At 70.3% G+C, this 22,683-nt stretch carries 13 protein-coding genes; 6 read left to right on the top strand and 7 right to left on the bottom strand.

From position 1 onward, the window contains the following. The first annotated feature begins 270 nt into the window (after window positions 1-270). The gene (locus tag ACPYOG_RS10110) at window positions 271-7,824 is read left to right on the top strand and encodes a DUF5979 domain-containing protein (RefSeq protein ID WP_481294099.1); all 7,554 of its coding nucleotides are present in this window, start codon (window positions 271-273) and stop codon (window positions 7,822-7,824) included. Between the two features lie 88 nt (window positions 7,825-7,912). Here ACPYOG_RS10110 and ACPYOG_RS10105 read toward each other — a convergent pair whose 3' ends face one another. The 3 genes from ACPYOG_RS10105 to ACPYOG_RS10095 all read right to left on the bottom strand — a co-directional run bounded on the left by ACPYOG_RS10105 (window position 7,913) and on the right by ACPYOG_RS10095 (window position 12,571). Beyond that, window positions 7,913-10,090 carry a sigma-70 family RNA polymerase sigma factor gene (locus tag ACPYOG_RS10105; RefSeq protein WP_481294098.1) on the bottom strand — a complete coding sequence of 726 codons (2,178 nt, stop codon included), beginning with the start codon at window positions 10,088-10,090 and terminating at the stop codon, window positions 7,913-7,915. 343 nt (window positions 10,091-10,433) lie between these two features. Further along, window positions 10,434-10,841 (bottom strand): hypothetical protein, encoded by a 408-nt coding sequence (locus ACPYOG_RS10100; protein WP_481294097.1) that lies wholly within the window; start codon window positions 10,839-10,841, stop codon window positions 10,434-10,436. A gap of 113 nt (window positions 10,842-10,954) precedes the next feature. After that, window positions 10,955-12,571, bottom strand: a complete 1,617-nt coding sequence (locus ACPYOG_RS10095; RefSeq protein ID WP_481294096.1) for a helix-turn-helix transcriptional regulator — start codon at window positions 12,569-12,571, stop codon at window positions 10,955-10,957. Window positions 12,572-12,715: 144 nt separating this feature from the next. Between ACPYOG_RS10095 and ACPYOG_RS10090 the strand changes: the two genes are divergently transcribed. Next, on the top strand, window positions 12,716-13,345 hold the full coding sequence (locus ACPYOG_RS10090) for a hypothetical protein (RefSeq protein ID WP_481294095.1): 630 nt from the start codon (window positions 12,716-12,718) through the stop codon (window positions 13,343-13,345). A gap of 65 nt (window positions 13,346-13,410) precedes the next feature. Here the strand turns inward: ACPYOG_RS10090 and ACPYOG_RS10085 are convergent, their stop codons facing one another. Further along, window positions 13,411-15,036, bottom strand: a complete 1,626-nt coding sequence (locus ACPYOG_RS10085; RefSeq protein ID WP_481294094.1) for a LuxR C-terminal-related transcriptional regulator — start codon at window positions 15,034-15,036, stop codon at window positions 13,411-13,413. Between the two features lie 214 nt (window positions 15,037-15,250). Next, entirely contained in the window at window positions 15,251-16,120 is an 870-nt protein-coding gene (locus ACPYOG_RS10080; protein ID WP_481294093.1) for a hypothetical protein, read from the bottom strand. Between the two features lie 286 nt (window positions 16,121-16,406). Between ACPYOG_RS10080 and ACPYOG_RS10075 the strand changes: the two genes are divergently transcribed. From ACPYOG_RS10075 to ACPYOG_RS10060, 4 genes are read left to right on the top strand one after another with little or no spacing between them, the layout of a single operon-like run. Beyond that, window positions 16,407-16,913 (top strand): acyltransferase, encoded by a 507-nt coding sequence (locus ACPYOG_RS10075; RefSeq protein ID WP_481294092.1) that lies wholly within the window; start codon window positions 16,407-16,409, stop codon window positions 16,911-16,913. Then, window positions 16,910-18,046 (top strand): DegT/DnrJ/EryC1/StrS family aminotransferase, encoded by a 1,137-nt coding sequence (locus tag ACPYOG_RS10070; protein WP_481294091.1) that lies wholly within the window; start codon window positions 16,910-16,912, stop codon window positions 18,044-18,046. The genes ACPYOG_RS10075 and ACPYOG_RS10070 overlap by 4 nt, the downstream gene beginning before the upstream one ends. Beyond that, entirely contained in the window at window positions 18,043-20,085 is a 2,043-nt protein-coding gene (locus ACPYOG_RS10065) for a glycosyltransferase family 2 protein (RefSeq protein WP_481294090.1), read from the top strand. Before ACPYOG_RS10070 ends, ACPYOG_RS10065 begins: the two co-directional genes overlap by 4 nt. Further along, window positions 20,082-21,221, top strand: coding sequence for a glycosyltransferase (locus ACPYOG_RS10060; RefSeq protein WP_481294089.1), 1,140 nt, complete (start codon window positions 20,082-20,084; stop codon window positions 21,219-21,221). The genes ACPYOG_RS10065 and ACPYOG_RS10060 overlap by 4 nt, the downstream gene beginning before the upstream one ends. Here the strand turns inward: ACPYOG_RS10060 and ACPYOG_RS10055 are convergent. Together ACPYOG_RS10055 and ACPYOG_RS10050 are read right to left on the bottom strand one after the other, a co-directional pair. Then, window positions 21,187-21,894, bottom strand: coding sequence for an ABC transporter ATP-binding protein (locus tag ACPYOG_RS10055; RefSeq protein WP_481294088.1), 708 nt, complete (start codon window positions 21,892-21,894; stop codon window positions 21,187-21,189). The two genes, ACPYOG_RS10060 and ACPYOG_RS10055, sit on opposite strands and share 35 nt — an antisense overlap. A gap of 26 nt (window positions 21,895-21,920) precedes the next feature. After that, window positions 21,921-22,683: ABC transporter permease (locus tag ACPYOG_RS10050; protein WP_481294087.1), on the bottom strand; the 763-nt coding region annotated here is incomplete at its 5' end.

Here is a 22,683-nt window from a genome sequence, read left to right as displayed (position 1 = left end):
CCGGCGGCACGTCACGACATTCGTGACGAATGGTCGCTCTGATCGCGTGGAGGGGGACATTCGTGACGAATCGCGCCCGCGCGCCGGCAGAGAAGGCTCGCAGAATGACCCTCGAAGGGGGGTGATTTGGGCCGATCCCAGGGTGAACCCGGGGTGAAAACCGTCCGGTTGGGATGTCGCAGTCGGCAGACTCGACGGTATCCCGTCAGCAGTGCGTCCTCGCTGCACGTGCTGTCGGACCGAAACCGTTCTGCCCGAAGGACTTTCGCCGTGCTCAGCCGACTTCGTACATTCCTCGCATCCTCCGGTCGCGACGACCGCCGCGACCGCCGCCGCACGCTCCGCGCACCGGCCAGTGTCGCGACCGGCATCGTCCTCGCCCTGATCGGCGCGGTCGCCATCGGCGCCCCGGCCGCCAACGCCGACGACCTCGGCTCCGGTGTGCTCAACCTCTCGAAGACGGCGAGCGTCACCCAGGTCGAGCCCGGACAGAGTTTCGTCTACACGATCAACTATGGATGCTCGTCGACGACCACGGGATGCGTGAACGCGGTCCTGACCGACCCCGTTCCCGCCCCGCTGCAGATCGTGGGCAAGCCGACGGTCGTGGGCGCGGGTAGCGTCACGACCACGGTGAGCGGGAACACGGTGACGGTCGCGTTCGCGGACAACGTGCCCAACACCGTCCCGGCGAGCACGGGACTCGCCGCCGGCACCACAGGGTCCGTGCAGATCCAGGTCACCATGCCGTCCGACGTCGCCAAGGACCAGGACGGCGTGCAGCTCACCAACACTGCGACGTTGCAGGCGACCAACGCGGCGACCGTCACCAGTGGCGTCCCCGTGACGGTGAACGTCCCGGACGTGATCGCGGCGACGGTGTCGAAGACGTGGACGCCGGGCTCCACCCAGTACAACCCGGGGGAGACCTCGCAGGTCGCGCTGACCGTCAAGAACACGTCCAACATCCCGGCGACCAGCCTCACCGTCGCTGAGCCGGCCGACCCGAGCGCGGCCACGAGCACGTTCGAGTTCTACGATTTCGCGGGCTTCGGCGCCGTCACCTTCCCGGCCGGCGCCGACCAGGTGCAGGTCGTCGCGATCACCGCAGGGGGACCGGTCGACGGTCCCGTGGGTGCCACGCCGCAGCTGCCCGGGGGCGTGCAGGCCGGGGACGTGACCGGCCTCCGGTTCGTCTTCTCCTCCAGCACCGGCGACACCATCGTCGCGGGCGGCACCGCAGGCTCCGTCGCGCTGACGCTCGCGCAGCGCGCCGCCAGCCGAACCGACGCGACCGCCCTCGTGACCGGAGGCACCCGCACCAACCAGGTCGGCGCCACGGTGAGCACGCCGGACGGCGACGGCCAGGCTCCTCCCGCGTCGGCCCAGCAGGTGGTGGCGCCCCTCACCGTGAGCGTCGCCGCGGGCAAGTCGTTCCAGGACCAGCAGATCCCGGCCGGGCAGTCCTCCACGGCCACCGTCACGGCGAAGAACACCTCGACCGGCCCCCTTACCAGCCTGACCGTGAGCGAGCCGGGATCCGGCACCTTCTTCACCGACAAGGTCACCTTCGGAGGATTCACCTCCAGCGCCGCGTGGCCGCAGGGCGCGACCGGCGGCACCGTCCACTGGCTCGTGAACACCGGATCCGCGCCCGCGGATTCCGCGTTCGACCAGAACTCCGGCCTCCCGGCAACGCCGACCCTCGCGAGCGGCCAGTTCCTCACCGGGTTCCAGGTCGTCTACACCGGCACGATCGCGACGGGCGCGTCGGCGAGCATCCCGTTCACCGTGGACACGACGACGGATGCGGGGCCGGCCGGCTCCGGCTTCGTCAGCTACCCGAACACCGTCACCGTGACCGGCGTCAATCCGGCCGGGACGGCGTCGGACGACGCGGGCGCGAGCCTCGACGTGTACTTCCCCGAGGTGGAGCTGACCCTCGGCAAGTCGGTCACTCCCAGCTCGGTGATCCCCGGCGGCACCAGCCTCGTGCAGCTGTCCGCCCAGACGCCGACCGGCACCAGCTCCGTCCGGCCGAACACCATCGTGGTAACCGAGCCCCAGGACACCGCGAACTCTCCGTACTGGAACGCGTTCGACGCCACCGGGATCGCGTCGACCGCCGTTCCCGCGGGTTCGACCCTGACGATCGAGTACACGACCGACGGCACCACGTGGCAGCCCTTGACCGTGGTGGATGCGACGGCCGGCTCGAAGACGTACTCGGCCACGCTCGACAGCGTGCTGCCCAGCGGGACGACGCACTCCGACCTCCGGGGACTGCGCTTCACCTTCGCGGATGCCGACGGCTTCGGCCAGGCGACCAACGTGAAGCCGGCCATCACCTTCACCGCGCGCGCTCTGCTCCGCGACGGCACCGGCCCGACGAACCCGGGCGCGTACCCGACCGTCACCCCCTACCAGAACTGCGCGGTCAGCCAGGCGTCCGGGACGGTCGCCGGCACGGCCGTCACGAGCCAGCCCGCATCGGCCTGCGCGACGGTGGGCGTGCAGGCGACCACGGGCGGCCCGGGCTCGCTGATCGCGGCGAAGAGCTGGGACGGCCAGAAGGTCGTCCAGGCGCAGTCCGGTGTCACGACGGGCGTCACCCTCGGCTGGGGCAGCCAGGTGAGCGGGATGCAGTCGATGACCATCCAGGATCCTGCGGTGCCGAGCCCGGTCGCGGGCAGTGTCTTCCAGGCGTTCGACCTGGCGCGGATCGACGCCATCACCCCGACGGTGACGCAGGGCGCGACGTTCGACCCGCTGATCCGGTGGGACAAGGTCTCGAAGGTCGAGCTCTTCGACGGGACGACGTGGAACGACATCACGTCGGAGGCGTGCGCGAGCGCGAACGCTTGCGACGGGATCTTCCCCGGGTACACGCTGACCGCAGCGGAGCGTGCGAGCACGCAAGGTGTCCGGCTGACGGTCGTGGAGAGCCCGAACCGCGCGGCCCGCATCCAGGCGACCGGCGACCCGACCGCTCCGGCCGTCGGCAGCGGGGTGGCCAGCGTGAGCGCCAGCGCCGTTCCGGGCGGCCGCACCATCCACCTCGATCTCCGACTGCGCAACAGTGTGCGCGGCAGCACCCTCACCGACTGGGTGACCGGTACCCGCACCTACAACCTGCCCGGCTCGCCGGGGGCGGTCGACAACTCCCTCGAGGTGGGCGCGCAGCCCTTCACCGGCGCTCCGACCACCCGGGATGCGGACGACCACGTCACGATCGTCGATCCGACGTTCACCACGAAGGTGACCAAGACCGCGTCGTCGCAGACGCTGGTCATCCCGCAGCCGGATGTTCCAGCCTCCGCGTACCCGTCCACGACGTACACGACGACCGCGACCAACACCTCGAACAGCAGCACGTGGCAGCTGCGGCTGTCCGACCCGACGGAGTGCGCGAACGCGACCACCTCGGACCCGTGCGTGTTCGCGCCGTACGACGCGACCACCAATCCGTTCGAGCAGCTCACCCTGACGAAGATCGCCGTGGACCTGTCCCAGGCGCCGGGCGTGCAGGCGTCGCAGAGCAGCGTCTCCCTGCTGCACCGGGCCGCAGACGGCACCGAGACGACCGACACCCTCAGCCTCGCCGCCGCGGCCGCCCTGACCCCTGCCGACCTGAGCGACGTCGTCGCCGTCAGCGCACTGCTGCGCGGCACCAACGCACAGGGACCCGACGGCACGGGAGGCACGATCTCGCCCTCGCAGAAGATCACCCTCACGCTGACCGCGCAGCTGCGCAAGACGAGCCGCACCGGGGGCGCGGCTCCGACGCCCAGCACCATCCAGAACACCGCGCACGCGACGCTGCACGACGACGTGTACCCCGGCGTCCAGGCGGCCGACGCGCGCGGCGTCGCGCTGACGCTGCAGAACGGGAACCTGCAGGTCACGACGGCGAAGTCGTTCAACCCGTCGAGCACCCTGCAGTCGAAGCCCGCGGACCCGATTCAGGTGAACCTGCGTGCCCGCTCGACCGGGACGCTGTCGCCCAAGGTGCTCGTGATCGAGGATGCGGATCCGACGTTCTGGAACGCCTTCACCCTGAAGTCCTTCACTCTGCCCAACACGCCGACCGGTGCCGACCGGGTCCAGGTGGATGCGCAGACGGGCCAGGGACCGGCCGCCGCATGGCAGACCGGGACGCCGACCGCGATCGGCTCGGCCGCGCTGCCCTCCGGCGTCGCCGCGGGGGATGTGACCGGCCTGCGCTTCACCTTCTCCCGCTCCGATGGCGGCCCGTTCGCCGCCTCCAACGACGTGGATGAGGTCACCCTGAACCTCTCCCTGCGGAGCACTCTGCGCGACGGCAGCGGACCTGTGACCTCGACCGTCGTCCCGCAGCCGATGCCGGGTGAGACCGCGCCCGGGACCGTGTCGGACACCGTGACGGCCGACGCGGCGTACAACGACGTGCAGGCGCAGCAGGCGAACGCCACCGCGACCTTCACCGTCGACCCGGGCACCGCGAAGATCGCCGTGGAGAAGACCAGCCCCGGCCAGGCCGCGTCGGGACGCGAGGTGAACTGGACGCTGCGCTTCAAGAACACCGGGACGGGCATCCTGCCGAACCCTGTGGTGACGGACACGCTGCCGGCCGACGGCTCCCTGCTGTACGTCCCGACGAACGTTCCGACCTACAGCACCTCGACGGGAGGGACGCTGCCGACGGACGGCGCGGTCATCGCCCGCGTCTACGATCCCGCGACGGGGACCATCCGCTTCACCTGGCCTGCCGGGTCGCAGCTGGCCCCCGGAGAGACCTACAGCATCACGATCGGCCTGCAGATCGAGCCGGGCCTGGCGCCGGCGTCGTCCGCAGTCAACACGTTCGGCGTCACGACCGACCGCCAGCTCGCGAGCAGCGACTGCACGGCGCTCAACCCGGGCAACGGCCGTGCGGTGGCCTTCGCCGCGAACACCTGCTCGACCAGCAACGTGGTGACCACCCTTTCGCAGGGCTCGTTCACCGCATCGAAGGGTGTGAAGTCGTCCACCGGCCAGGCGCAGAACGTCGTCAACCCGGCGCTCCCCTGCACCCCCGACAGCGAGGGCTACTACCGGTACCCGTGCGCCGCGGTCAGCGCGATCGGCGCGACCGACGACTGGAAGCTCGACATGGTGAACGGCGGGAACGTGGCCGCCAGGACCCTCACCGCCGTGGATGTGTTCCCCGCACCCGGGGACACGGGCGTCGTCGACTCCTCCCCCCGCGGCTCGATCTACACGCCGCGGTTCAACGGCGACCTCGCCTTCCAGCCGTCCGCGGACGCCGCGGGCGCCGCGATGACCTGGTTCGTGACCACCGCCGCGAAGCCGTGCGCGGCGGACATCACGCCCGGCTCCTCGTGCCCGGCCGGGTCGTGGCTGCCCTCGAGCACCGTGGGCACCAGTATCCAGGCCGGAGATGTCACCGGCGTCAAGATGGTGTTCGACTTCAGCGGGACGGCCACGGGCACCCTCGCGCCCGGGGCCGAGGTGAAGGTGACCTACACCAGCACGAACATCCCGACCACTGCCGCCGGCGACGACCGCGCGCCGGTGAGTGCTCCGGTGACGGCCGTGCGCGCATGGAACTCGTTCGGCTTCTACCCCACCTACGTGTCGGGGTCCCAGCCGGCCGGTCCCCAGGAGCCCATCAAGGCGGGCGTCATCCTGACGGGCGGTCCGCTGCAGATCGCCAAGACGGTCACGGGACCGGCGGCGCAGTACGCGCCGACGAGCTTCCAGGCGGATGTCGTCTGCACGGTGACCGGCGTCGCGGTGGACCTCGGTGCGAACGCATCCGTCAGCCTCAGCGCCGCGAACCAGTACACGGCGCGGATCGACGGCATCCCCACCGGCGCGCAGTGCGCGGTCACCGAGCATGGACCCGACGGCTCGTACGGCGAGACGAGCCGCAGCGTCACGCCCGGATCCGTCACCATCGCCGCCGCAGACGCGACCGCGCCGGTGCCGACCGGCCAGCAGGTCGCCATCGTCAACGACTACGGGGTGACCGCACTCACCGTGACCAAGCACGTGGACACGGCGGCGACCGCGGGGACGTTCGGACCGTTCGCCGTCGGCGTCGTCTGCACGGCGCCGCTCGGCCAGGGCATCCCGCTCGCCGCCGGCGATGCCGCGTTCTCTCTGCAGGACGGCGGATCGCACACCATCGGCGGCCTCCCGGCCCACGCGACGTGCGTCGTGACCGAGACGGATGCGGATGGTGCAGCAGCCTCCCCGAACCACGTGTCGTTCTCGGTCGACGGCGCTGCGGCGACCGACGGCTCGCAGGCCACCGTGACCCTCGGCGCCGGCCCGCAGCCGACCACCGCGGAGATCGTCAACCACTACGCGGCGGGCACCCTCGCGATCAGCAAGATCGTTGACGGCGACGCCGCCGGGAGCTTCGGAGACGGACCCTTCACGGTGCACGTCACCTGCGTCTACGGAGGCGACCAGACGCTGTTCGACGGCGACCTGACGATCGCCGGCGGCCAGACGCTGACCGTGCCGGGCGTCTATCCGGCGGGCACCCAGTGCTCGGTGGCCGAGACGACCGACGGCGGGGCGACCGGCAGCACGGTTGACCTGCCGACGGTGACCATCCCGGGTGCGACGGACGGCAGCATCCAGACCGTCACGGTGAGCGTGACGAACACCTTCTCGTCCGGCAGCGTCACCATCGTCAAGCAGCGCACCGGTGACGGCGTCGACCGTTACGGCTCCGGCACGTTCACCGCTCAGCTCGTGTGCACCTGGCAGAAGGACGGCCAGACCCTCACCATCCCGCTGCCGGACGGGGGCCTGGTCACTCTGGATGCGGCGAACGGCTACACGGCGACCATCACCGGCCTCATCCAGCGCGCGCACTGCGACGTGACGGAGACCGCCACGGGTGGGGCGACCGCCGTCGCCATCGCGCCGGATGGTGGCGTGACCGTCCCGGCCGGCGACCCGGCGCAGGTCACGATCACGAACACGTTCGACACGGGCTCGCTCGTCATCGACAAGAAGCGGATCGGCGACGGCGTCGCGAAGTTCGGAGCCGGCCCCTTCACGATGCAGGTGACCTGCAGCTACGACGTGGATGGAGTGGTCACCCCGATCGAGCTCGCCGACGGCGGAAAGCTCGTGCTGTCGAAGGACGACGGCTACACCGCCACCGTCGACAGCCTGATCGCGGGCGCCTCGTGTGCTGTCGAGGAGACGGACGCCGGGCTCGCGACGGCGACCACGATGGATCCGGCGGACGGCCGGGTGACGATCGGCGCCGGTCAGAGCGCGACCGTCACGGTGACCAACCGCTTCGACGTCGGCCACCTGACCATCGCGAAGACGGCGGACCGTTCGACGGCCGAGGTGGGTGACACGATCGTGTACACGATCACCGTGACGAACGACGGCCAGCTCGACGCGAAGGACGTCACGGTCACCGACCTGCTTCCCGGGGGACTCCAGTTGGTCAGCGCCCAGCCTGCGGCCACGAAGGCCGCGAACGGCGACCTGACGTGGGTCATCCCGGGCATCGCGAAGGGGGCGAAGGCCACGATCACCGTCGCCACGAAACTGATCGCGCCGCAGGACATCACCAACCGGGCGACCCTCGGGCCGCTGTCCGGGCCGTGGGATCCGTCCACGGGCGACAGCCGTTGCGGCGACGACGGGACCGCCTGCGCCACGGTGACCGACCCGGGCGTGCACGGCCTGGCGAGCACCGGCAGCGACCTGCTCGGCTCCCTCGCCGGAGCCCTGACGGCCCTGGCCGCGCTGATCGCGGGCGCCGGCCTGGTGCTGCTGCGTCGCCCGAGGCTGCGGAGGCGGTGAGCCGCCCCGGCGGCCGGGGGCTGCGGCCCCGGTGAGCCGCCGCGGAGCGCGGGGTTGCGGGCGGGGCCGCGACCCCGCCTCCCCGGGCTCAGGGCAGAGTGACCGGAGCGTCGCTCAGTACACCGTGGCGGGTGCCGGATGCCGTCGCGAACAGGGCGACCACTCCGATCCGGTGGGTCCCGGAGTCCGTCCACACATAGTCGCTGGAGGCATCGCCCGCCGCATCCAGAATCAGGTCCGGAAGCTGCGGTGCCGGCGTGCCGTCGGCCCAGACCGCCAGCGTGGTTCCCGGCGTGCCGTGCACGGCCAGCTGCACCCCGCCGGGCACCACGGTCGCCGTGACGGTCGGGACGGTCGCCGTTCCGGTCACCGGTGCGGACTCCGCCGACACGTTCCCGAGCGGGTCCGTCTGCCGAGCGGTGAGTGAGTAGGCGGAGGGGATCGCGATCAGTTCCGGCGAGCTCCAGAGGCCTTGAGCGTCCGCAGTGACCGTGGCGATGCCCGTGCCGTGGTCGAGGAGCTCGACGGTGGCGCCGGGCTCCGCCGTACCGGTCAGGATGGGCGCGAGCAGCGCGGCGGTCGCTCCCGTTCCCGTGTCCACCGCGGCGATGACGGGAGGCTCCGCCGTGCGGTCCACCCCGATGCGGACGGTGACGCCCGTCGAGGTTCCGCTGCTGGTGGTCTGTGTCGCGCTCAGCACCCACGCCCCGTCCGTCAGTGCGGCGATGTTCACATCCACAGCCCACGTTCCGGCCGCTGTCACGGTCGCCGTCGCGAGAGGCGCCGGCGCGGAGAGGGCGGTCGCGCTCGTCGCGCTGAGTGCGGTTCCGGCGGGCGAGGCGGTGATGGCGACCGTCGCACCGGGCTGCCCGGTTCCCGTGAGCGGCAGGGTCGTCGCGGCGGTCTGCCAGCCGGCCGGGATCACCGTGGTGATGGCCGGCGCGGCGGGCGGCGCGGGTGGCGTGACCGGAGGGGCCGCCGGCGCCGTCGGCTGGGTGACGGGCGGAATCGTCACCTGGGTCACGGGTGAGGGCGCCGGCGTCTGCACGAGCGGGCCAGGAACCGTCGGGCCGGGATCGGTCGGGGCCGGAACCGCCGGGCCGGGAACGGCCGGAACGACCGGAGGGGTCGTCGGGACCGCAGGAGCGGTTGATGCCCCCGAGGACGTGCTCTGCGCATCCTGAGCCGACGCCTGCGGAGCGCCGTCGGACCGGCCCGAGGCCACGTCATGTCCCGGCGCGCCCAGCAACTGCGGTCCGAGGACGATCGCCCCCGCGACCCCGGCGGCGACCGCCAGGCCGGCGACTGTGGCTCCGACGCCGATCGCCGCGCGATTCGCACCCGTACCGGCGCGCACGACCGACCGGGTCATCCCGATCGTGGATGCGCCGGCCGGCTGGCCGCCGCCCGCACCGCCTCCCACGCCCGCCGCCGCAGCGGCCACCGCCGCTCCGTGCGCGATCTGGGCGGCGTACGCGGTCGCTCCGCCGATCCCGAGCAGCAGCGGCAGCAGGATGAGGGACAGCCGCGACCCGACGTTCTGCGCCTCCGCCGCCACGATCGAGCATCGCGTGCACTCGTCCAGGTGGCGCTCGAGGCGCGCGGTCTCCCGCTTGCCGAGCCCGCCGCGTGCGTAGGCGCCCATCCGCTCGGTGGTCCAGCGGCAGTCCGAGCCCTCGGCGCTCGCGTTGATGTGCGCTTGGATCCAGGCCTGGCGGAGTCCCTCGCGGGCGCGGTAGGCGAGCGCGGCCGTGCCGTTCGCCGTGAGGCCGAGCAGCGGTGCGACGGCAGCCGGCGTCATCCGCTCGACCTCGCAGTACCAGAGCACCTCCTGCCAGCGAGCGGGCAGCGACCGGAAGGCCTGTGCGGTCAGGGAGTGGTCCAGCGCCTCCATGCTCGCCGCCTCCGTCGAGGACGGGTCCGGAATCGTGGACGCATCCTCGATGGGTGCCTCGCGGCGGCCGCCGCCCCAGCCGGCGGCCACATTGCGGATGGTCGTGAACAGGTAGGGCCGGAAGCCGGTGTGCGGCCCGCGTCCGTCGCGGACAGCCTTCAGGATGAGGGCGTACGCCTCTGCGACGACGTCGTCCGGGTCCTCGTCGGTGAAGGACCGGGCGACCGTCCGCCCGGCCGGAGCGTGGCGGCGCCACAGCTCCGCGAACGCCTCCCGGTCGCCCGCGCGCGCGGACTCGACGAGGTCGGTGTCCGACCGCTCGGGCGCGGCGTCCATCCACTCGTCTTCGCGCAGGCCGTCGTCGTTCCTCACGGTGTCAGCAGCTTCCGGCGAGCACCCGCGGGTGCTGGAGGTCGGTCGGTTCGTGGATCGGGTCGGGCATTTGCGGGTTCTTCCTCTGTGCTCACCGGGAGCGCCCGCCGCCGATGGGCGGACGCTCCCGGCGTCGAGCGGGGTTCGGGTCTCCCGGCGCCCGCCTCACAGGGGAGCCGGGCATCGATACGGCGATTCGGATCGCCGGTGGTGCATGTTCGGGTCACGCGCCGCTTAAGAGACGGGGAAGTCGGGCGATCATGACGCAGCTTTTCATAAATCGCCTCCGCCGCCGTCACCCCGGCCGACGCTCCGGCCGCCCGCGCGGCGTCGGCGGGGGCCGTCATGGCGCGAGGAGGAGGGCAACGATGTCGTCGCTGTGGAGGCGCCCCTCCTCATCCACGACCAGGCCCGAGAGGGCGCACCGCTCGAGCAGCGTGTCCGCATCCCCTCCGGAGAGCACGGCGAGGTCGGCGAGCGAGGTCCAGCCGGCTTGGGCGCGGGTGCGGATGGACTCGCTGCGGACGCCGAGCTCGCGCGCCAGCAGGCCGGCCGGGTACCCGGCGGTCAGCAGCCCGCTGATCACCTGGCGGGTGAGCAGGTAGGCGGCACGACGCTGTGAACCGAGTGCCTGCTTCTCGTCATCGCGGGCCGCGACCAGGAGGGACGCCAAAGACTCCGGCAGCGTGCGCCGGAAGCGCGCAGCGGCGCTGGGGCGACGGAGGGTCGGTGCGCTCTCGTCGAGGGTCATGTCGTTCCTCGGTCACGGGGCGGGTATGCGGTGTCTGTCGGAACGCTACTGCCCGGGAGGCTCGGGCGCGGTGGATTTCACCCTGCGATCACCCTCGGAGCCCTATCCGGGCATCACTCCCGTTCTACCAGGAGGTGCCGGTTCAGCGCGACCGCGATCGCATCCTCCCGGTTTCTGACGCCCAGTTTCCGGTACACGCTGCGCAACTGCGTCTTCACCGTGTTCGCGGAGACGACCAGGGCCGAAGCGATCTCGGACACCGAGCCGGTCCCCATCAGCTGCCCGAGAACGGCGAGCTCGCGGTCGCTGAGCTGCAGCTCGGCCTCCGCGACGGGGAGCAGCGAGCGGAGTGGGACGTCGGTCGTGACGTGCCCGTAGCCGGCCTCGCCGAGAGCTGCTGCGACGCGTTCGAGGTCGTCGCCGGGCAGCAACGCGATCGCGAGGCGCTGGTGCGTCCTGTCGAGGAGGGCGCCGAGATGCTGGACGACGCCACGGGTGCGGGACGTCGGCGACAGCCGGAGCAGCACCGCCGCCTCCAGCGCCGCCGCCTCGGCCGAGGAACGCGCGGTCCGCAGGTGTCCTGCGGTCGCTCGCAGCTCGCTCAAGGTGGACCCGTTCTTGCCGAGCGACAGTCCGACCCTCGCTCGCGCCAGGTGGCGCTCCGGGCCGGCGACCGTGTCCCGCTCGACGATCACCCCGGCGGCATCCGGGTTTCCGAGCGCCAGCTGGAGGATGGAGCGCATCCGCGCCAGCCGGTTCCGGGCCGCTGCCGTGCGGGACTCGGCGCCACGCATGGATGCGTATGCCTCCAGCCCGGCCAGCGCTTCACCCGGGCGACCCTCGACGAGCTCGAGGAGTGCCGTGACCTCCGCCTCGGCGATCCAGTGCTCGATCGAGCGCCGATCGTGCTCCATCGCCTCCAGGTGGGCGCGGGCTGCAGCGGTGTCGAAGCGCTCGATCGCCAGTGTCGCCTCGCCCAGCCGGTAGAAGGTCCCCGTGTACATCCGGCGTTGCCGGTCGGTCCACGGCCCGGTCCTCGCATAGTCGATGTGCGCGGCGGCCTCCGGAAGGTCGCCCTGGAGGGCGTGCACGCCGGCGAGCATCGCCAGGTTCCCGAAGCCGGAGGACGGAGGCGTCGTCGGCGAGACCGCCAGTCCCTTCGCGAAGGTGTCCATGGCATCGTCCACCTCGCCCGCGTAGTAGAACGAGATGCCCAGTTGCCCGTAGAGGCGGGGGAGCTCGCTGAGGGACTCGCGTTCCTCGTCGCCCAGCCGGTCGAGCTCGGAGACCGCGGCGTGGGCGGGCCCGATGGAGAGTCGCGGCCGCCCGATCAGCCGGAACGCGGTGGCCTCGGCCGAGCGGATCAGCACGCGGTCGGCGCCGCTCACGGTCAGACTGCGCGGGGCCTGGGCCGCCCGGACGGCGGTCACCAGATACCGCAGCCCGCGCAGCCGGTGGAAACCGTGCGTGTTGTAGATCAGGCCGAGCATCATGGTGAGAAGGGGATGCGTGCGGAGAACGTGGCCGGGCGCCCGCTCCAGGAGTATGCGGACCGCGTCGCCGTGTTCGGTCATCAGCTCGAACCAGCCGATGCGGACCGCCGTGGTGGTCGCGTCCCAGTCATCGGCGTCGACCGCATCCTTCAACTGTGCGAGCGCGGACCGACCCGCGAGCGACCGATCGGGCACCCCCGTGAACTCGTCGTCCAATCGCCCTCCCGGTTCTGTCATCGCGTGCGTCCTGCCCTTCGACCGGTCCGTGATCGAGGTCGCTCTACCGACAAAACCACACATCTTCGCCATGCGAACCCGTTTTGCGCAGTACGCCCCTTCGACTGGGGGCAGGATGGAGTGCACTCACGAGAGAGGTGGACGATGGCGGCGAGACCGACCGGCCGGGGGAGCCGTCGCCTCAGCACGCGCGCCCTCATGGTCATCGCGGCGTTCGCGGCGCTCGGAGCCCTGCTGCTCATCCTCATCGCCCCGGTCACCGGGTTCCTGGCCGCGCTGTTCCCTCCGGCGTACGCGGTGGCGGCGGGCATCCACAGCATCCTGCCCCTCCTGGCCAGGAGGCTGGTCGGCTTCCCGTGGACGACCACCGTCGCGTCCGCTCTGGTCGGCATCCTCGCCATCGGGTTCACTCCGCTCGGCGTGCTCATCGTCATCCCGCTCGTCGTCACGGGTGCGGGGTTCGACGTCACGCTGCTGCTCCTGGCCCGCCGCAATGAGCCGCGGCTGTGGCACTTCCTCGTGGCCGCGCTGGTCACCGCCGCGCTGCTGTTCCTGGTGTCGCTGCCCGTCTTCTCTCCGCGCGATCTCACGCCGTGGATCCTGCTGCTCACCCTCGCCGGGCGGATCGTCGGACAGCTCGCGGCCGCGGGTGTCGCCTGGGCGATCGGGCAGCGGGTGCTCGCCGCGGGGATCATGCCGGCGGCCGCCCCCGACGCCGCCGCCCCTCCTGCCGCTGCCCCTCCTGCCGCATCGAGGGGACGCAACACGCCGTAAAGGGTGTGGCCCCAACGGCGTGTTGCGACCCATCGATCGCACGGTTGGCTCGCGCAGCGCATCCGTCAGTCCCGCTCCGTGAGCAGGTGACGCTCGAGGGCGAGCGCGATGGCCTCGTCCCGGGTCTTGACGCCGAGCTTCCGGTACACGCTCCGCAGCTGAGACTTGACGGTGTTCACCGAGACGTTCAGCCGGGCGGCGATGGCCGCGTGCGATGGATGCTCCAGCAGGGTGGCGAGCACCGCCGTCTCCCGCGGGGTGAGCGGGTCCTCGGCCTCCAGGTCGTAGAGCAGGGAACGCAGCCGCTCGTGCGCGACGAGGTCGCCGTAGCCGCCGGTCGTGAGTGCGGCCGAGACGCGGACCAGATCCGACGCGGGCAGGAGGGCCAGCGGCAGGAGCAGCCGGCTGTGCCGGAGCATCGCGCCGAGGTGGTCGACGACCGCTGCCGTCCGCCGCTCCGTTGAGAACCGCAGCAGAGCGGCCGCTTCGAGCGCCGACGCCTCCGCCCGCTGCCGCATCGGCATGACGCTGCCGGACAGCGGTCGCAGTTGCTGCAGGGCGGCTCCGTGCCGCCCGCGCATCAGCTCCAGCCGGGCACGGCCGATGCAGCCGACGACACTCGATCCGGCATCCCGGTCGAGGATGGCGGCGGCGGCATCGGGATGCCCCAGAGCGCATTGCAGGACGGCTCGCAACGGCGCCAGGGCGCGCCGCGCCGCGTCGGTGCGGCCCTCCGGCCCGCGCGCCCGGGCGGACTGCTCGAGGCGGGCCAGGCCGCGCCCGGGATAGCCGCTCACCAGTTCGACCATCGCGGCGATCAGGATGGCCGGCATCCAGTGTGCGGCGGGCGAGGCCCCGGCTTCGGCTTCGACCCGGGCTTCGACCCGGGCTTCGACGTCGGCTTCGGAGAGGTAGGCCTGTGCCGCAGACGCATCGAGCTCGTCCAGCGCGACCATCGCTTCCGCCAGCCTCAGCAGCACCACGTCCTCCTGCCGGAGCGGGCGGTCCTGGGAGCGGGCGGCGTGGATGTGCTGCCTCGCCGCCCCGAGTTCGCCGGTGGCCGCGTTCAGGCCGGCCACGGTCGCGAAGAGGGCCGGAGCGGGGGAGTCGCCGAGCGTCTGGGCGTGCAGCAGTCCCCTTTCTGCGGCGTCGAGGGCGTCGGTGTCGGCGCCGGTGTCGAGCAGGCAGGCTGCGAGCTGCGCAAACAGGCCGCCGACCGTCTCGCTGCCGCGCGCGTCGGCATCCGGCAGCGCTTCGAGCTCGGCGAGGGCCGCGCGGGCCGAGGTCCGTGCCCGGTCCGGCCTGCCCAGCATCCGGTGCAGGTCGGCCTGGTTCGTCAGGATGATCGCGCGGTCGAGCCCGCGCATCCCGTGTGCCCGCCTGTCCAGCGCCGCACCGGCCTGGCCCATCCGTCTGAGGCCGTGCACGCGGCGCCGGGCCAGGGTCAGCGTGCTCCGTCCGAGCAGTGCGACGATCAACGGTCGCCGATCGAGTTCCTGAGCCGGCACCCGCTCGAGCGCGACTGTCAGCTCGTGCGCAGGGCCGGAGAGCAGGTCGAACCAGTGGCGCCGGATCACCTCGGCGACGTCGTCGTAGCGCTCCGACGTGAGCGCAGCATCCAATCGGGACCAGGCCGTGGCGAAGAGCGCGGCCTGCTCGGTGTCGTGTGTTGTGTTGATCGCTCGTTCCACGAGCTGTCCTCCGAAGTTTCTGGACGCGCGTCGTCGCGGCTCAGACCGGAAGGAGGAGTGCGTCCGCAGAGGGACGTGCCCGTTCCGGCCTGGCAGCGTGTCCGCGCGTCGGCTCGCGCCCGTCGTGGGTGCCGTGAGAGCCGGCGCAGCACCGAACGAGTTCGGGCGGCTGCCGAGAGGGGAGGCGCAGTGGGCCTCCGTCCGGAGAGGGCGGTCAGCCGGGGCTGACGTCGTGTTCGCCCGGTGGACCTGTGGGAGGTGGGCTCGACGAAGAGTTGCCCGTCGCGGTGCTGAGCGCGAGGGGAGGAAGCCAGCCGGCTTCGACCTCGCTGACGGCGCCTCCGGCCTGCCCGGCGGACGGCAGGAACGTGCCTCCCGCCGTAGCGGAGCCGTCGAAGTAGTGCGGTTGCGCTGGGAGGTCACCGGGATGAGCGGTCGCCGTGCCCGGCGGGACGGTGAGGACCGGGAGCGGGGTCGCGGCCGGGACGCCGGCGCGCCCCTTCGCCGATGCCGTGGTGGAGGCCGAGGCTGCGGGAGCCGGAACGGCGGGCACGCCCGCGACGACGGCGCCCGGCGCGTCGGCGGTGATGGGGCCGGTCGGACTGGTCGAGCCCGTGACGCCCCCGGGCGAGGTGGAGGGTGGGGTCGGCTGACTCGGCGGAGTCGCGACCCCGCCCGAACCTCCCGAGTCGCCGGTACCGCCCGAACCGCCGGTCACTCCACCGATCACGCCTCCGACGACAGCGTCCACGGTCCCGACGACGGGTGCCGTGATCGAGCCGGTCGGGGTCGAACCGAGGATGCCGTCGACCGTGCTTCCCACAACGGGGACGGCCGAGACGGCCGAGTCGACGGCCGAGGTGACCGGAGTCACGATGGAGCCGAGAAGTCCGGTGCTGCTCGAGCTGCCGAGAAGAGACCCGGACGACGGCGGCGCCTGGTCGGCGGAGGCCGGAGACGACTGGAGCAGGAAGCCGAAGAGCGTGAGCGCGCCGGCACCGGCCAGACCGAGAAGGGCCAGGCGAAGCGGGCGCGCGCGGGAAGCGGCCGCCGTCTCCGGCACCTGCTCCCCCTGGTCGCGCACTGTTCCCCCACTGGCCGACGTCGTTGACCGCGACTATACCGAAGCAGGCGGCCGTCCGGGTGATGCCAGGGTGAATTCCGCCCGGAATGCCTGCTTCCGTGGTAAAAGCCCGGACGCGAGCTCAAGAGCTCGTCGCTTCGCTGCCCGGGGTCTGGATCCTTCCGCAATCCTCAGAAAAAAGACAAGCGGCCGTTTTCCGGTAAGGTCCCAAACGGCGCACCGTCGTGATAAGGCTGCACTCAGACTGACTCTTCTCGTAGGCAGCAGTCGCAGTGCCTGGAGGAGTATGCAGACCATTTATGAGAGCGCCCGCATCGTCGGGCGCGAGAACATCCAGTTCGGTGACCCCGTTCTCATCGACGACTTCGTCCTCATCGTCGCGCGCGAGACCATCACCATCGGGAACCACGTGCACCTCGCCTGCTTCTCGTCGATCACCGGCGGTCAGGAAGTGCGGCTCGGAGATTTCGTGGCCCTCTCGCAGGGAGCCAGGATCCTGACGGGCACGGACGACTTCACCGGGTGGGGATTCGGCAACTCGACGGTCGACGAGGCCTACCGGAACACCACGCGAGCGCCCGTGTCGGTCGGCCGCTTCTGCGTCATCGGCGCCAACGCCGTGGTCCTCCCCGGCGTGACCATCGGAGAAGGTGCGACGGTCGGCGCGAACACGGTCGTCACGAGGGACCTCGAACCGTGGGGTGTCTACCTCGGCAACCGGCGACTCCGCGATCGTGACCGCGACGGCGTCCTGGCGACGCACCGCGCATTCCTCGACGGGAGCCGGCCATGAAGACCCCGCTCCCGTTCGAACGCCCGGTGTATGTGAGCCGCCCGGCGCTCCCCCCGCTCACCGAGTACGTCCGCCGCCTGGAGTCGATCTGGGCGACGAACATCCTCACCAACATGGGTCCGATGCACGAGATGCTCGAGCTCGCGGTCGCGGATCGGGTCGGCGCCGGCAAGGTCTCGCTGTGGAACAACGGGATGAGCGCACTCCTGGCAGCGGTCAGCTCGCTCCAACTCGAACGCCGCAAGGTCATCGTCACACCGTTCACCTTTCCCGCGACGGTGCACGCCATCTCGCTCCTCGGACTCGAGCCGGTCTTCGTCGACATCGACGACTCCCTCACGCTCGATCCGGCCGGGATCGAGGAGGCCCTGGATCCCGACGTGGGAGCGATCATCGGCACCCACGTGTACGGGCGCTTCTGCGACACGGAGGCCATAGACCGGATAGCGCGTCGGCACGACCTCCGTGTGATCTACGACGGAGCACACATCTTCGGCCGTAGCGCGCCCGTCATGAACGCCGAGCCGCATCGGCTCGGCGACATCACCATGCTGAGCTTCCATGCGACGAAGCTGTTCCACTCGGTGGAGGGCGGTGCGCTCATCACGGCCGACCACGAGGTCGACCGCAGACTGCGGCTCATCCGCAACTTCGGCATCGTGAACGAGAACGACGTGAAGGGCCTCGGTCTCAACGGCAAGATGTCGGAAGTGCACGCAGCGATGGGCCTCTCGATGCTCGATCTCATGGACGCAGAGATCGATCAGCGCTTGAGCGTCGCTTCGCGGTACCTCGAGGCTCTCTCCGGGATCCCGGGCCTCCGGGTCGTCTCCGGCGCCGACGGTATCGTGCAGTACTTCATTCTGCGGATCGACGCCGACGAGTTCGGGAGTGGGCGCGATGACCTGCACAACACCCTCCGGTCCCTCAACGTCATCAGCCGCAAGTACTTCTCGCCCCTGTGCAGCGATGTCGAGCCCTACAACTCGCTTCCCAGCGCGCAGAACCTTCCCGTCGCCCGCAAGGCGGCTGAGGAGGTGATCGCGCTCCCCCTCTACGGCGGTCTCAGCCTGGAGGACGCAGATCGGATCGCGGACATCGTTCGCTGGCATCAGAAAGGCGGAACGCTATGAGGCCGGTCGCGACCGTGCTGCTCGTCACGCACAACCACCTCCCCTTCATCGACAGGGCGATCGCCTCGATCGAGTCCCAGGTCTCTCCGTACCCGTTCCAGGTCCTCGTCGCCGATGATGCCTCGACAGACGGGACGCGAGAGCGGCTCCTCGAATGGGCCGGTAGCAGCGAGCTCGACGTCGTCGTGCTGGAGGAGGCCCCGCGCCTGGGCATCACTCTCAACTACGCGCGCGGTTTCGCAGCAGCCGGCGGCCAGTTCGTCGCCGTGCTGGAGGGCGACGACGAGTGGATCTCGATCGACAAGCTCCGGCTGCAGATCGATCACCTCCTCGAGCACCCCGAGCACTCGATGGTCGCTTCTCGGGTGCTCCTCCACGACGAGGCGACCGGCAGCGCCAGCATCGCCCCGGCGATCGGCTTCGCGCGGATGTCGACGTCGGTCAACGCGCGACGCCTGGCAGAGGTGAACTGGTTCGCGACCTTCAGCGCGTGCATGTACCGGACGGACGTCCTGGAGCGCCTCTCACCTGAGGTGTTCGAGATCACGTCCTACGACTGGATGGTCAACCTCTCGGTGCTCGCCTTCGGCGATGCCGGGTTCATCCCCCAGGTTCTGACGCTCTATCGTCAGCATTCGGGCGGCGAATGGTCTAAGACCTCACGACGTGAACGCGATGAGCGAATCCGCCAGCTGCTTCCCCGCTACATCGAGTTGTCGACACCGCAGGTGCAGGTCGAGCTCACCCGGTTGCTGCACGATCTCGAGTCACGGGCGGTGGAGCTCGCCGACGTTCTCGACGGTCCCGCCGGCGCCCTGCCCAACCAGGTCGCGCTCCCCATCCCCCGCACGATGGGTCCGGCTCCCCGGGTCTCCGTGGTGATGACCTCGTACAACCACGAGCGGTGGATCGAGGAGGCGATCTCGAGCGTCCTCGACCAGACGGTGACCGATCTCGAGCTGATCGTCGTCGACGACGCGTCGAAGGACGGGTCGATGGAGGTGGTCGCGCGGTTCGCCGACCCGCGGATGCGCGTCTACCGTTTCGACACGAACCAGGGAGCAGCGTCCGCCCTCAACTTCGCCGTGCAGCAGGCCCGCGCCGAGTTCGTGGCCGTCATCAACTCCGACGATGCGTGGGAGCTCCACAAACTGCAGCGGCAACTGGACGCGTTCGAGTCGCATCCCGATGTGGGCGCCGTTTTCACCAGCGCGCGCTTCGTCGGCGAGGACGGCGAGCTCCTGGCGCCGGAGCGCATCCCTCACTGGCACAACGTCTTCCGGCAGCGCAATCGGTCGCAGGCCCAGTGGCTGCGCTATTTCTTCGAGAACGGGAACGCGCTCTGCCACCCCAGCGTGCTGATCCGCCGCGAGTTCTACGTCGAGCACGGGCTGTACGACAACCGCATGCGACAGCTGCCCGACTTCGACCGGTGGATCGCGCTGGTCAAGCACTGGCCGATCCACGTCCTCGGTGACGAGGACCTCGTCCGGTTCCGGTTGCTCGAGGCGGAGCAGAACGCGAGCGCCAACAGTCGCGCCAACGTCATCCGGGGCTTCAACGAGCACATCGCGGTGGACGAGCGATTCTTCGAGGGATGCAGCATCGAGTTGCTCATCGAGGCGTTCGGTGATGCGATGGTCAACCCGCACATCACGTTCCCGGACGAAGTGGCGTGCGAGGTCGCCCTGCTCTGGTGCAACCTCCCGTGCGCGATGTCCGAGCCGAACCGGGTGCACGGTCTCCGGTCGTTGCGGGCCCTGCTCGGCGACGAGAACACCTCGCTCATCATGCGCTCGCGCTACGGATTCACGGAACTGAACCTGCATGCCATCACCGGGACCGAGACGCACGAGATGTCCGAGGTGACGCGGGAGTGGCTGCTGCAGGTCGAGCAGGGCGCGACATGGCGCGGCGCGGTCATGACGACGCCGAGCGGCGAGCTGGCGCGCCACGTCTGGGCGCGTATGCGCCAGGTCCCGGTGCGCAGCTGGCCTGTGCGCGCGATGCGTCAGCTCAAGCAGGTGGTCAGCAGGTGAATTCGCCCGGTGGCGTCGTCATCCTCGACGACATCTTCCCCAACCTCGTGACCGGCTTCCGGGTGGCCGAATTCAACTGGCTGATGAAGAGAGGCGCGGTCTCCCACGTCCTCACCACTCAGCCGCTGCTCCATCAGCTGCCCGACTACGCCGCCCTGTACCCGGAGTTCGAGGATCGCGTGCGCGCGTACTCGAGGGAAGCGCTGGCGGGCGCATCCCTGGCCTGGATGACGTTCCTCAACAACGCGGCCTATTTCCTCGACGATCTGGAGGCGACGGAGACGCCGTTCGTCGTCACCCTGTATCCGGGAGGCGGCCTCGATCTCGGCGACCCGGAGGCCGAACGCAAGTTGGAGTCCGTCCTGGCCTCGCCCTTGCTGCGCGGTGTCATCACCACGCAGCCCGTGGTCACCGCCCGCATTCGGGAACTCGCTCCGGAGGTGGTCGTCCACGAAATCCTCGGGGTCGTCGTGAACCCGGTCTACCTGGGTCCTGGCGCTGGATTCCGCAGGGACTACTTCCCGTCCGGGTCTCCCACGTTGCGGCTGGCCTTCGCCGCCCACAAGTACACGGAGCACGGTGAGGACAAGGGCTACGGCGTCTTCCTCGATACAGTGCGAGGGTTGCGGGAGGAGGGTCTTCCGATCGAGGCCCATGTGGTCGGCGGGTTCTCCCCGGATGATCTGGACGTCTCCGACCTGGACGGCATCCTCACCTTCCACGGCACTCTGAAGACCAAGGAGCTGAAGGGATTCTTCACCGGCATCGATCTGGTGGTGTCTCCGAACCGGCCGGGCGCGCTGTCCGAGAACGCCTTCGATGGCTTCCCGCTGGGCTCGGTCGTCGAAGCGGCCCTCTGCGGGGCCGGCATGGTGGCGACGGATGCCCTCGACCAGAACCGCCTGTTCATGGATGGGCGGAACATCCTCATCGTTCAGCCGTCCGCTGCAGACATCGTGCACCGCGTCCGGGAACTGATCGATGCGCCGGGCGGAATCGGCCGGCTCGCGCAGGCAGGTCTCGCCGTGGTGCGCCGTCATTACGGGGTCGACAGCCAGCTCTGGGCACGCTTGCGTGTCCTGGAGAGCGCGGCTCGTGCCGTCAGGTCGTCGGAAGCGAGTCCAGGTACGCCTTGATGGTGGTGTCCGCCGGACCCACTGTCTGAAGGTGGCCGTGGTGCAGCCAGGCCGCCTGGTCGCACATTTCGGCGACGGTGTCCATGGCGTGGGTCACGAGCACCACCGTCTTGCCGGCTTCGCGGAACTGCGCGAAGCGCTGGCGGCACTTCTCCTGGAACTCGGCGTCGCCGACGGCGAGCACCTCGTCGACGATCAGCACGTCCGGGTCGACGTTGATGGCGACCGCGAAACCGAGACGGACGTACATGCCCGAGGAGTAGTTCTTGACGGGCTGATCGATGAAGGCTTCGACGCCCGAGAAGTCGATGATCTCGTCGAGCTTGCGCGTCACCTCCTTCTTCGTCATCCCCAGGATCGAGCCGTTGAGGTAGATGTTCTCCCGCCCGGACAGTTCCGGGTGGAACCCGCTGCCCACCTCGAGGAGTGCAGCCACCCGGCCGCGGGCGGTGATGTCTCCCATGGTGGGGCGGTAGATGCGGGCCAGACACTTCAGCAGAGTGGACTTGCCCGAGCCGTTGCTCCCGATCAGGCCGAAGGTCGAGCCGGTGGGAACGTCGAACGACACATTCTGGAGCGCCCAGAAATCGTGGTGCACGGACACGCGGCCGCGCATGATCGCCGACTTGAGCGACTGGTTTCGCTCCTTGTAGAGCCGAAAGCGTTTGCTCACGCTCTCGACGCTCACCGCCACGGCGTTCACAGTGCCTCCGCCAGATCGTGTTCCTTGCGCCGGAAGACCAAGAGTCCCACCACGAATACGATCACGGCGAACGCGATGCAGTAGGTCACGTCATCCCAGGCCGGCCAGCGGTTGTTGTAGAGCAGGTCGCGGAACACGGCCACGAATCGCTCCATCGGATTGAGCCGGTAGAGGTCGTACACCGTCACCGGGGTGCCCAGGAGCCCACCGGCGTGCGCCGACCGCTGCTGGATGATGTCGATGGGGTAGATGATCGGCGTCAGGAACATCCAGATCTGCAGGAGGATGCCCACGAGGTGCTGCGTGTCCCGGAAGAACACGTTGGCCACCGAGAGCATCAGCGCGACACCGGCCGCGAAGACGGTGAGGACGATCATCATCAGGATGAGCCCCGGCAGCCAGGGGAGGATCCAGGCGCCGCACAGCACGAGCACCACGAGGAGGACCGTCATCTCGAACAGCCAGTTGAATCCGACGGCTCCGACCGTCGACAACGGCAGCACGATCCGGGGGAAGTAGACCTTCTGGATGAGCCCGGCGTTACTGAGCAGGCTCCCCATCCCTGTGTTGACCACGGCCGCGAAGAAGGACCAGGGGAGCAGACCGCACAGCAGCCAGACAGGGTAGATGTCGAGTCCGCTCGGGTTGCCCGGGGGCGGCGTGGCCCGCAGGATGAACGCGAACACGATCGTGTAGACGAGCATGCTCGCGAGCGGGTTCACCAGGGACCACAGCTGCCCGAAGATCGTCCGCTTGTAC

The sequence above is a fragment of the Leifsonia sp. HAY1-4F genome (genome assembly GCF_056755275.1).
The sequence above is the reverse complement of the archived record's forward strand: the minus strand, read 5'-3'. Positions and strand labels throughout refer to the sequence as shown.